Annotated in this window: 8 protein-coding genes; 3 read left to right on the top strand and 5 right to left on the bottom strand. The window is 75.8% G+C overall.

What is annotated here, in order from left to right:
- The first annotated feature begins 229 nt into the window (after positions 1–229).
- Positions 230–1,228, top strand: coding sequence for a winged helix-turn-helix domain-containing protein (locus SM793_RS13435; protein WP_320438381.1), 999 nt, complete (start codon positions 230–232; stop codon positions 1,226–1,228).
- A gap of 41 nt (positions 1,229–1,269) precedes the next feature.
- Here SM793_RS13435 and SM793_RS13430 read toward each other — a convergent pair whose 3' ends face one another.
- Genes SM793_RS13430 through SM793_RS13420 form a run of 3 tightly spaced genes read right to left on the bottom strand, consistent with a single transcriptional unit; the run spans position 1,270 to position 4,439 of the window.
- Positions 1,270–1,935 (bottom strand): response regulator transcription factor, encoded by a 666-nt coding sequence (locus SM793_RS13430; protein WP_320438380.1) that lies wholly within the window; start codon positions 1,933–1,935, stop codon positions 1,270–1,272.
- A complete protein-coding gene (locus SM793_RS13425; protein ID WP_320438379.1) occupies positions 1,923–3,434 on the bottom strand; it encodes a sensor histidine kinase in 1,512 nt (503 codons plus the stop codon). Before SM793_RS13425 ends, SM793_RS13430 begins: the two co-directional genes overlap by 13 nt.
- Positions 3,435–3,443: 9 nt before the next feature.
- The gene (locus SM793_RS13420; protein WP_320438378.1) at positions 3,444–4,439 is read right to left on the bottom strand and encodes a DMT family transporter; all 996 of its coding nucleotides are present in this window, start codon (positions 4,437–4,439) and stop codon (positions 3,444–3,446) included.
- A 120-nt stretch (positions 4,440–4,559) separates the two neighbouring features.
- On the opposite strand from SM793_RS13420, the gene SM793_RS13415 reads away from it, so the two are divergent.
- Entirely contained in the window at positions 4,560–5,465 is a 906-nt protein-coding gene (locus SM793_RS13415) for a LysR family transcriptional regulator (RefSeq protein WP_320438377.1), read from the top strand.
- A gap of 106 nt (positions 5,466–5,571) precedes the next feature.
- Positions 5,572–5,973 (top strand): ML domain-containing protein, encoded by a 402-nt coding sequence (locus tag SM793_RS13410; protein WP_320438376.1) that lies wholly within the window; start codon positions 5,572–5,574, stop codon positions 5,971–5,973.
- 229 nt (positions 5,974–6,202) lie between these two features.
- On the opposite strand, the gene SM793_RS13405 is transcribed toward SM793_RS13410, so the two are convergent.
- Both SM793_RS13405 and SM793_RS13400 read right to left on the bottom strand, forming a co-directional pair.
- The gene (locus SM793_RS13405; RefSeq protein WP_320438375.1) at positions 6,203–9,211 is read right to left on the bottom strand and encodes a hypothetical protein; all 3,009 of its coding nucleotides are present in this window, start codon (positions 9,209–9,211) and stop codon (positions 6,203–6,205) included.
- A complete protein-coding gene (locus SM793_RS13400; protein ID WP_320438374.1) occupies positions 9,211–11,130 on the bottom strand; it encodes an HSP90 family protein in 1,920 nt (639 codons plus the stop codon). Before SM793_RS13400 ends, SM793_RS13405 begins: the two co-directional genes overlap by 1 nt.
- Positions 11,131–11,137: the final 7 nt, after the last annotated feature.

Raw genomic sequence — 11,137 nt, 5'->3', positions numbered from 1 at the left:
CGGACACGACTCGCCGGGCGGCACCGGGCGTTCGGTCCCACGAACGCCCGGTCGAGGATCGTGCTCGGGCCCCCACTCCCCTCGTGGTGGGGGCCCGAACGGGCCTCTGCCGCGCCGACGTGAGAGAGCATGCCAACGGGAGCGGCCGGACGGCCATGCATTAGCCTCTGGGCCTAATAGTCAACAACGCGGCAGGTCAGGACGGCTGCGGGAAGCCGGAGGAAGGTTCGTGATCGCACTGAGGTTCGGGGTCGCGGACCTCGCGAGGACCAGGTTCGTCATATCCCCGCTCGACCATCTGCTGGCCGGTTCGGCCCGGTTGGGCGTGCACCAGGGCAACGGATCGCGCAGCGAACGCTGGTGGCGGGACGCCCGCCGCCACGTGCCCCACCGGGCCGTGCGCTTCCTCGAAGTGGTCAACGCGAGCCCGATCGGCATCCCCGACTTCATGGTGGCGGACCTCGACGCCGTCCGCCGGCAGCTGACCGACGAGCTCGACGCGCTCCTCTCCGTCCCGCAGCAGACCGTGGAGGAGGGGGTTGCGATCTTCGGCGACCGCCTGGGACTCCCGGCCGCCCTCGCCCGGTTGCGCGACGACGGCAGCCGGGGCCTGCGCGAGGTCAGCGACGGCGCCTGGGCGCTGTTCCAGGCCTGCCTCGCCCCGGACTGGCCCGACATCCGCCGCGCCCTGGAGGCCGACATCGCCGTCCGGGCCCGCACCGCCGCCCGCTCCGGGATCGGCGAAATGCTCGGCTCGCTCCACCCGAAGGCCGTCTGGCGGGACGAAGGGGTGCTGGAGTGCACCCTCGGCGAGTTGGAGGGTTCCTTCGAACTCGGCGGCCGGGGCCTGGAACTGCGACCCAACTACTTCGTCCAGCGGAGTATCAGCCTGCTGGCCGAGCCGGACCGCCAGAGCCTGCTGCTGCACCCGATCGCCGCCCCGGCCGCCGAGCCCGCGGCCCGAACACCGGCCGCCGACGGCCTGGCCGCCGTACTCGGCCCCGCCCGGGCCCGCGTCCTGCGCGCCGTCGCCGGCAGCGCCTGCTCCACCACCGAACTCGCCCAGCGGCTCGGCGTCACCCCGCCCTCCGCCTCCGCCCATGCCGCCGCCCTGCGCACGGCCGGCCTGATCGCCACCCGCCGCGAGGGCAGGCAGGTCCGCCACACCCTCACCGACGTCGGCCACGACCTCCTCCTCGACAACCCGCCGCCGCTGCCGCCGAGCTGAGCACCGGCCGGTGACCGCGCCGGCGAGTGGACGGGGCCGCGCTACCCGCCGTGGAGGTCGGCGAGGTGGGCCAGGACGGCGAGGACGCGGCGGTTGCCCTCGACCGGGTCGAGGTCGAGCTTCATGAAGATGTTGCCGCAGTGCTTGACCACGGAAGCCTCGGTGATGTTCAGCCGGGCGCCGACGGTCTGGTTGTTGAGGCCCTCCGCCATCAGCCCCAGCACCTCGCGCTCGCGCGGGGTGAGCCGGGCGATGGGGCGGTCCGCGGACTGCTGCCGGAGCAGCACCCGCACCACGTCCGGGTCGATCACGGTCTCGCCCGCCGCCACCCGGCGCAGCGCGTCCAGGAACTCCGACACCTCGCCGACCCGGTCCTTGAGCAGGTAGCCGAGTCCGGCCCGCTGCGCGCCCGCCGCCCCGAGCAGCCGGGTCGCGTAGGGGGTGGCCACGTACTGGGAGAGGACCAGGACGGGCAGGTCGGCGTGGCGGGAGCGGAGGTCGAGCGCCGCGCGCAGTCCCTCGTCCCGGAAGCCGGGCGGCATCCGGACGTCGGTGACGACGATGTCCGGCCGGTCGGCGTCCACGGCGGCGGCGAGGGCGTCCGCGTCGCCGACGGCGGCGGTCACCCGGTGGCCGCCGCGGGTGAGCAGTTCGACCAGGCCGGCCCGGAGCAGCACGGCGTCCTCGGCGATGACTATCCGGAGCACGGCACCTCCAGCCGGAGCGTGGTCGGCCCGCCGGTCGGACTCGTCACCATCAGTCGTCCTCTCAGGATCGCCACCCGGTCGGCCAGTCCCTGGAGCCCGGCCCCGGCGGCCGGGTCGGCCCCGCCGCAGCCGTCGTCGGTCACCCGGAGCACCAGCCGGCCGGCCGCGACCCGCCCGTGGACGGTGACGGCGGTGGCACCGCTGTGCTTGGCGGCGTTGGTGAGGGCCTCGGTGACGGTGAAGTAGGCGGTGGTCTCCACGGGGCCCGGCAGCCGGCCCGGCAGGTCGAGGTCCACCTCGACGGGGACCGGGTGGCGCAGCGCCACCTCGGCGACGGCGGCGGCCAGTCCGTGGTCGGTGAGCACCTGCGGGTGGATGCCCCGGACCAGGCCGCGCAGTTGCTCCAGCGCCTGCCGGGCCTCGCCCCGGGCCCGGTCGACCAGTGCGAGCGCCCCGGGCGGGACGTCCCCGGCCTCGGCGGTCTCGTCGGCATCAGCATCACCGGCATCGGCATGGGCATCGGCACGGACGCCCGCCGCCGCGCGCTCGCGCAGCTCGTGCGCGGCCAGGCCGAGCGTCATGGTGAGGGCGACCAGCTGCTGCTGGGCGCCGTCGTGCAGGTCACGTTCGATGCGGCGGCGCTCGGCCTCGAAGGCGTCGGCCAACCGGGCCCGGGACCGGGTCAGTTCGAGGACCTGCCCGCCGGGATCCTCCTCCCGGGGCCCGAGCAGCAGCCGGGCCAGCCGGACGTGCGCGGTGGTGAGCAGCGCCCCGGCGTGGCCGCCGAGGTAGAGCCCGGCCAGGCCGACGGCGGTGAACGGGAGGGCGTGCAGCGGTCCGGGCACGGCGTGGCCGGGGAGCAGCATCACGGTCTCGGGGGCGAGCACCTGGACCACCACCGGGCTGACGACGAGCGTCGCGGAGAACAGCAGCAGGGCGGTCAGACCGAGGCCGGCGGCGGTGAGCGGCGGGGCGACGAGCAGGGTGTGGGCGAGTTCGCGCCAGGTCGCGCGCTCGCGCAGCCGGGTGCGCAGCCGGGCCGGGCGCCCGGCGCCGGGGAGCGCCCGGTGCGGGTCGGGCACCGGCGCCGGTTCGACGAGCCGGAGCCGGCGGCGCTCCAGGGCACCGACCGGCAGTCCGGAGAGGGCGACGGCGAGGAGCAGCGGAAGGCCGACACCGACCACCGAGAGCCCGAGGCCGAGCGCGGTCAGGGCCAGCAGCAGCACCGCCGTCACCAGCCCCAGGACGGCGCCGGCGGCCAGGTAGGCCCAGCAGCGCAGGGAGTCGCGGGTGAACGGGAAGCGCAGCGGACGGGCGCGCAGGGCCGCCAGTACGGCCACCTCGGACGACCGGTCGGCGGAAGAGGCGGAGGAGGCGGAGGCGGAGGCGGCCTGAGCGGCCTGGACGGCCTCGGCGGAGGAGAGGAACGAGGAAGAGGCGCCGACCGCTCCGGTCGCGCCCGCCCCGGTGTCCTCGGCCGTCGCCCGCCCCGTGCCCATCACCCCACCCTAACCGACCGGCTGACGCGCCTTTCGGCCCCGACGGACGGCCGCCCGTCGCCCGCCCCCGGCGGTCGGCGGCCGGGTGAGCGCGACGGCGGCGATCACCGCGAGGCCGCCGGCCAGGGTGTTCCAGCCGACCGGTTCGGCGAGGAGCAGCGCACCGAGCGCCGTCGACCAGAGCGGGGTCGCGTAGGTGACGGCGGCGGCCACGGCCGTCCCCGCGGTGCGGACCAGGCCGAGGTTGAGGACGTAGGCGACGCCGGTGCCGAGCGCGCCGAGCACCAGCAGGGCGGACGCGGCCCCGACCCCGGGCCAGTGCGGGCCGCCGGCGGCCAGCGGGGCGGCCACGGCGAGTTGGGCGCCGCCGCAGGTGATCTGGACGGTGGACAGGGCGGTCGCCGAGTGCGGACGGGTCGCGAGGTGGCGGCGCAGATAGGCGAAGCCGGCGCCGTAGCAGCAGGTCGCGGCCAGGCAGGCCAGTCCGCCGGCCACCACGCCCGCGCCGGCCCCGGGCGCCCCCGCCTCCCCGGCCGGTCCCCCGGCGGAGGTGCCGCCGAAGCCGTGCCACACGCCCAGCACGGTGAGCACTCCGACGAAGCCGAGGGCGAGTCCGGCGAGCCGGCGCGGGCCGGGCCGGGGCTCCCCGGGCAGCACGGCGAGTGCGAAGAGCAGGGTGAACAGCGGGGTGGCCGCGTTCAGCACCCCGGCCAGCACCGAGCTGACCCGGGTCTCCCCGTAGGAGAAGAGGACGAACGGCACCGAGTTCAGCAGGACCGCGGCGACGGCGCTGTGGCCCCAGACGGCGGGGTCGCGCGGGACGGCCTCGCGGCGGACGGCGAGGATCACCCACAGCGCGCCCGCGCCGAGCAGGCAGCGCCAGGCCGCCACCCAGACCGGGGGCACCCCCGCCTCCACCGCCACCTTGATCAGGGCGAAGCTCGCGCCCCAGATCGCCGACAGTGCCACGAACCCCGGCCACCAGCGCACTCGCACTCCGACCACCCGCCTCTCCCCGACCGCGGTCCGACCCGGGCCGTCCACTCGTACTCGATGGACAGAGGGTCGCGGTTCGGCGGATCATGAGTCCAACAAGTGATGGTGCCGCACGGATGAGGAAGTCTCATGGTCCAGGAGGTGAACCTCGCCCAGCTCAGGGCGCTGGTCGCGGTGGCGGACGCGGGCGGCTTCGGGTCGGCGGCGGCCGAGCTCGGCGTGAGCCAGTCGGCGGTCTCGCACGCCGTGGCCGCGCTGGAACGCGTGCTGGGCGCGCCCGTGCTGCACCGGGGCGCACCCGCCCGGCCGACCCCGCTGGGCGAGCGGATCCTGCCGCACGCCCGGACGGCGGTCGCCTCCGCCTCGGCGGTCCGGTCGATCGCCGAGCACCACAGCGGCGGGCTGACCGGCACCGTCCGGCTGGCCGCGCCGACCACCGTCTGCCAGGGGCTGCTACCGGACCTGCTGTGCGACTGGCGGGCCGAGCACCCCCGGCTGGCGGTCCGGGTCTTCGAGGGCGAGGACGACGAGCTGGCCGTCTGGCTGGAGGCCGGCACCGTGGACGCGGCGGTCCTGGTGGACGCCGACCGGGTGCCGCCGGGGGCGGTCCCGCTCGGCGCCGACTCGATGCACGCGCTGCTCCGCCGCGACCACCCGCTCGCGGGCGAGGCGAGCGTCGACGTGGCGGACCTGGAGGACGACGACTTCCTGCTCTCGGAGGGCGGTTGCGAACGGCACATCCGGGACGCCTACCGCCGGGCCGGTGTCCGCTTCGCGCCCCGGCACCGGATCCGTGACCTCAACACGCTGATCGGCATGGTGCACGCGGGGGTGGGCGTCTCGGTGATGCCGGCGCTGGCGCAGCCGATGCTGCCGCCGGACTGCGTCCTGGTGCCGATCCGGCCGGCCGCGCACCGCACCCTGACCCTCACCGGCCCCGCCGGGCGGCCGTGGTCCCCGGCGGTGACGGGCCTGCTGGCGGCGGTGCGCCCCGGGCGCGCCGGCCTCAAACGCCGAGCGGCGGAGAACGCCTGATCGAGTGAAGCAGTCGGCATTGCGCCGGTGCCTCGCCGAATCGGTCGGCATGGTGGGCGGTACACCTGCCACCGGTACGCGGTGGCCCCATTCCAAGGATGTGCACATGGCCGGCTGGAGCTACGAAGACCGGGGACTCCCGACCGATGTCTTCCTGATCGACAGCATCATGGTGACCCCGGACCCGCCGAGGCCGGGGCTGGACGTGGCGATCAAGGTCGGCGGGCAGCTCCGTGAGGTTCCCGACACCGATACCTATGTCGACATCACCGTGAAGCTCGGGCTGATCAAGATCCTGCAGAAGCGGCAGTCGCTGTCGGAGTTCCTCGCGGAGTGGGGCGCCTCGATGCCCACCAAGACCGGCCCCTTCGCCCTGGAACTCTCCCGCAGTCTGCCGAGGGAGATTCCGCCCGCCAAGTTCAAGATCCGAGTCGATGGCTACACCGGGACGGAGGAGGACGCCTTCTGCCTGGAGTTCACGGCCGACTTCACCAAGCCGTCTTCGTGAAGCGGGCGCTCCACCCGGAAGGCGGCCCGTCAGGGGTCGAGGCGGTACCTCCGTCGAGCCCCCCGGCGGCCCGTCCGTCAACTCCGTGAGACGAGCAGGCCCCATCGGCACCTGATAGGCGGGTGGGACGGGCCGCACCGGCCCGCCCCACCCGCCCGTCAGACCCGCCGCCCGTCAGTCCCTCCGGCCGCCGGCCCTTCCGCCGTCAGCCAGCCGGTCCGCGAGCCGGTCAGTCCGCGAGCCGCTCGCGCAGATCCGCCAGGATCTCCGCGGCCTCCTCCAGCCCGTACCCGCGGCAGCGCTCGACGGCTGCGGCGAGCCGCTTCCGGGCCGCCGTCCGCCGTCCGAGGTCGGTGCCCTCGATCAGCGCGGCCAGCCGGACGGCCTCGGCCCGCGGGGTCTCGGCCCGCTCGCCGCCCGCCTCGTAGGCGGTGATCGCGAGGTCCGCCTCGGTCAGCGCCTCCTCGTAGCGGTCCGCCACCGCGTAGGCGCGGGCCCGCTCGTAGTGGACGGAGGCCCGCAGGTACCAGGCGTCGGCCTCGGGCTCCGCCCGCTCGGCCCGCTCGCGCACGGCGTCCGCCTCCGCCAACCGGGCCAGTGCCTGCTCCAGACCGTCCGCCCCCTCCTGCTGGACGACGAGCCGGGCGAACTGCCGCAGCATCGCGGAGACCGGACCGGTCTGCGGCCACTGCTCCTGCGCGGCCAGCGCCCGGGACCTCGCGGCGTGCGCGGCCTCCCAGCGGTCGGCGAGGGCGAGCGCGACGGCCGCCTCCGCGGCGACCATGGTGCGCAGGTGCAGGTCCTCGGTCCAGCCCTCCAGGACGGTGGCCAGCCGCAGGTACTCCTCGGCGGAGTCCCGGTACTCGTCCAGTGTGTACAGGCCGCGCGCGAGGTCCAGCCTGGCCTGGGCGAACAGCCGGTCGGCCGGTCCGGCGGCGTCCGCCTCGGCCAGCACCGACTCCAGGACGGCCACCGCGTCGGCGGGCCGGTCGGCGTTGCCCAGCAGGTCGGCGAGCTGGAGCCTGGTCCTGGCCGCGTCCCCGGCGGCGGCCGGGCCCTTGCGGTCGAAGCGTCCTGCGGCCTCGGAGAGCGCCCGGATCGCGGCACCGGTGTCCCCCAGGTGGGCGCTGGCGTGCCCGACCATCAGGTAGGTGGCGGCGAACGGATAGGACTCGTCGGCCCAGCGGGTGGCCGCGGCCAGGGCCCGGTGGAGCACCTTCACCGCCTCCGCCTGCTCGCCGTTCTGCAGCAGCGCCTGCCCCAGCAGGCCGTACGCGCGGGGCGTGTGCCAGGGCTGCCCGGCCTGCTCCAACTCGGCTATGAGGGTGCGCAGTTCCTCGGCCGCCTCGGCGATCCGGCCCTGCCGGGCGGCGACGTCGGCGGCGTACTGGCGGGCCACTGTCAGCCGCCGCACGGAACCCCGGGCGGCGGCGGCCTCGCGGTAGGCGGTGACGGTGCGGGCGAAGCGCCCGGCCTGCTCGGCGGGCGGCTCCTCGGGCGGCTCGGGCAGTGCCAGGACGAGTTCGTGGTGCGCGGCGTAGGCGCGGCACTGGAGGACGACCAGGTAGTCGTCGTCGGTGAGGAGGGGGCCGCCGGGCGCGGCGGCCAGCTCGTCGGCCCGAACCAGTGCGGCGTCCAGGGCCGCCCAGTCGACGGCCCGCGCGGTCCCCGCCGGGTCGCCGTCCCCGGCGCGGTCCCCGCCGTCCCCGGCGTCCGAACCACCCCCGGACCCGTCCCCGACGAGGACGGCGACCAGGGCCCGGGTCCGGACCTCCAGGGCCCGCCCGGCCAGCCCCTCCCGCTCGAAGAGGTCACCGGCACGCCCCAGTTCGGCCGCGCCCTCCTCCCAGTCCTCCCGGTCGAGCGCCGCGTGCGCCCGCCGCTCGGCGAGATCGGCGCGCAGCTGCCCGACCGTACCCACCCGGTCCGCGTCGGCCGCACCCGCGACCACGGCCTCGCCCTCGGCGGTGAACCGCTCGCCGATCCGCCGCCAGAGCCGGTCCGCGTCGGGGTGCCCGAGCAGTTGCAGCTCGCGGGCGCGGAGCAGCAGCGCGGCGAAGTCCTCCGGCTCCGGCTCCACCTCCCGGACCGGCACCGCCGGCACGACCGGGGCGGCGGCCAGTTCCGGCGCGGCCGAGGCCCGCACGCCGAGCGCCAGCGGCTCGGCGAGCAGCGGCCGGCGGGCGAGCCGGTCGCGGCGGCGGGAGCCCACCGCCCCGGTGCCGTTGCGGGCGTCGAAGCGCGCGGCCAGGGCGTCGGCCTCGGTGCGCAGATGGGCGAGCAGGGTGTCGACGGTCCAGCTCGCGCCGGGCGGGCCGCTGACGGTCAGCGCGCCGTGGCCGGCCCGGGCCAGGCCGGCGATCAGCACCTCGACGCCGGTGAGGAAGTCCAGCCGCCCGCTCGGATCGCCGGTGACGCCGAACAGGTCGCGGTTCTCGGCGAGGATCTCCAGCCCGCGCGGCTCGTTGCCGGACAGCGCGCAGAACTCGATGTGCTGGCCGACCGAGCGGGCCAGCCCGCTCTTCCCCCGCGCGAAGCGGTAGCCGACCAGGTGGCTGGAGCGGGCCTCGTCCAGCCGGCCCTGGCGCAGCAGCGGAAGCAGCGCCTGGGCGTGGCTGACGTAGGGCTCCTCGGCGCAGGTGCTCTCGCCGCTGAGCACCGGCCGCCAGGCTTCCAGCGCGGCCGCGTCGTCGCCCTGGCGCACCAGGTGGGAGGCCGCGGCGCGGACCTCGCAGGCGTGGCAGTCGCTCAGCTCGGTGCGCGGCCGGGCGGCCCACAGCTCGTAGGCGTCCTGGACGTCCTCGCCGAGGTGGGCGGCGAGGTGGAAGCGCTGGGCGTAGTAGGGCTGGAGGCCGTGGCCGGCGGCGCGGTAGCGGTCGCGCATCTCCCCGTGCCAGCGGCGGACCGAGGCGAGCGGCACGTCGGGGGTGCCGAGCAGCGAGGTGGCGACCCACTTGAAGCGCCAGAACACCTGCTGCGCCGCCCACTCGCCGAAGCTGTCCCGATCGGCGTCCCAGAGCCTGAGGACACGGGCGAAGACGACCGGGGCCTTGCTCCGCTCGCCGTCGTACTCGTAGGCCTCCATGAGTTCGAGGAGGGCCATGGCGCGCACCCCGGTGTCGTCGAACTGGTCGGCGGCGTCGACGAGTTCCTCGGCGGTGACGGTCCGCTGCCGGCCGTAGGGGCGGGCGTCGTTCTCGCGCAGCGCGGCCATCACCGCGTCGATGGTGTCCAGCATCACGCCTCCTTCTGCGGGTCCTGCGGGCCCTGCGGGTCCGGCCGGCCCTGCGCGCCCCCGCCGGAGCCGCCGGACCGGCCGGCGGCCTCGTGGCCGAGCATCGCGTGGTCCAGCAGGCTGATGAACGACCGGTTGAGCAGGGCGCTCTCGCTGGAGGTGAGCGGCCGGCGGGTGAGCAGCACGGCCTGCCCGTAGAGCGTCTCGACGGCGGTGACGGCGAGTTCGCGGTCCACGATCGAGGCGGCCCGGCGCACCAGCGGGTTCAGGTGGTTGAGGACCAGCTGCGCCCGGGGCACCTCGGCGCGCAGGGAGCCGAGGATGTCGGCCCACAACCCGTCGGCCTCCTCGGCGAGTTGGGCACGGCCGCGCTCGTGCCTGGCCTCCCGGTTGTCGAGCAGCAGGGCGGGCGCGCTGGTCGGGTGGAAGCTGCGCAGGGCGACGTCGCAGTCGAACCGGCCGACCACCTCGCGGGCCACGGCGAGGAAGGCCGAGGCGGCGAGTTCGGCGGCCGGGTCGACGGTGTCCAGGTGCGCGGTGACCGTGCTGGGATCGAGGTCGGCGACGGAGGTGCCGGGCCGGATCTCGGGCAGCCGGTGGACGAGGTCGCGGTCGTAGGTGTAGCCGCCGTTGACGACGCCGAGCCCCGCGGCGCCGGCGATCGGGGCGACCTGGCGGAACTCCTCGACGGTGCGGGTGACCAGGACGACCGGGTGGGTGCGGGCGAACTCGTCCAGGGTGACATTGCCGTCGGTGGTCTCGAACGGCAGCCAGGGCAGCAGCATCCGCAGCAACTCGTCGTCGTAGCGCGCGAGTTCCTTGACAGCCAGGTGGTGCACCGAGATGAACCGGTGCAGCAGCGCCGGATCGCTGGCGGACAGGCCGGTGAGCCAGTCGCGGATCCGGGTGCCGAGCGCGTCGCGGACGGCGCCGAGCATCTCGTCGGCGTACAGGCCCTCGCGGGAGGCGGTGGGCCGCAGGCCGTCGGTGTCGACCACGCAGCGGACGAAGAACGCCCAGTCGGGCAGGAGTTCGTCGGCGTGGTCGGAGAGCAGCATGCCCTTGAGGTGGACCCGGTGGCCGGCCCGGCGGGACGGCGGGACGGCGTCGGGCAGCACGTAGGCGACACCGCGCAGGCCGACCAGCGGCAGGTCCAGCTCGATGGTGTCGAGCGGGGTGAAGTCGAAGGTCGAGCGGCAGTACGCGGCCAGCGCCTCGCGGCGGGCCAGCGGGGAGCCGTGCCGCTCGGCCCACGGCGGGGTGTGGTTGACCCGGGTGGTCCCGCCCCGGCCGTCGACCACGGTGACCTCGTGGCGCAGCAGGCTGCCGAAGTCGCGGGCGAGGGAGATCACCCGGTCGGTGCGGGTCCACTCGGCGGCGTCGGCGCGCGGGGCGAGGTGGACGGTGGTGCCCGGCTCGGGCTTGGCCTCGGCCGGCAGGGTCCGGATGGTGTAGCGGCCGTCCGAGCCGCCGCGCCACTCGATGACGGGGGCGTCGGGGGTGGCGGCGGAGCGGGTGACGACGGTGATCTCGTCGGCGACGACGAAGCAGGCCAGCAGGCCGATGCCGAACTGGCCGATGAAGTCGCCCCGGGCGCGGGCGAGTCCGTCACCGTCGAGGCGGCCGTCGGCGTCGCGCTTGGAGCTGCGGCCGATGGTGGCGAGGAAGGTGTGGACGTCCTGCTCGGTCAGGCCGATGCCGGTGTCCGTGACGGTCAGCCCGTGGTCGGTGCGGACGGTGATCGCGGCGGGCGCCGACGGGTCGAGGGCCTGCCGCGCGGAGATGGCGTCGACCGCGTTCTGCAGGAGTTCGCGCAGGTAGACGCGGGGGCTGGAGTAGAGGTGGTGGGAGAGCAGGTCGACCAGGCCGCGCAGGTCGACCTGGAAGGTGTGCGCGCTCGTCGGGTTCTCGGATGGGGACACCGGTGGC

The organism is Kitasatospora purpeofusca (assembly GCF_034043715.1).
Lineage (GTDB): Bacteria > Actinomycetota > Actinomycetes > Streptomycetales > Streptomycetaceae > Kitasatospora > Kitasatospora purpeofusca_A.
The sequence above is the reverse complement of the archived record's forward strand: the minus strand, read 5'-3'. Positions and strand labels throughout refer to the sequence as shown.

Coding starts and splice junctions, on each gene's coding strand:
- SM793_RS13425 (WP_320438379.1), bottom strand. CDS start 3,434: ATGGGCACGGGGCGGGCGACGGCCGAGGACACCGGGGCGGGCGCGACC.
- SM793_RS13415 (WP_320438377.1), top strand. CDS start 4,560: ATGGTCCAGGAGGTGAACCTCGCCCAGCTCAGGGCGCTGGTCGCGGTG.
- SM793_RS13410 (WP_320438376.1), top strand. CDS start 5,572: ATGGCCGGCTGGAGCTACGAAGACCGGGGACTCCCGACCGATGTCTTC.
- SM793_RS13405 (WP_320438375.1), bottom strand. CDS start 9,211: ATGCTGGACACCATCGACGCGGTGATGGCCGCGCTGCGCGAGAACGAC.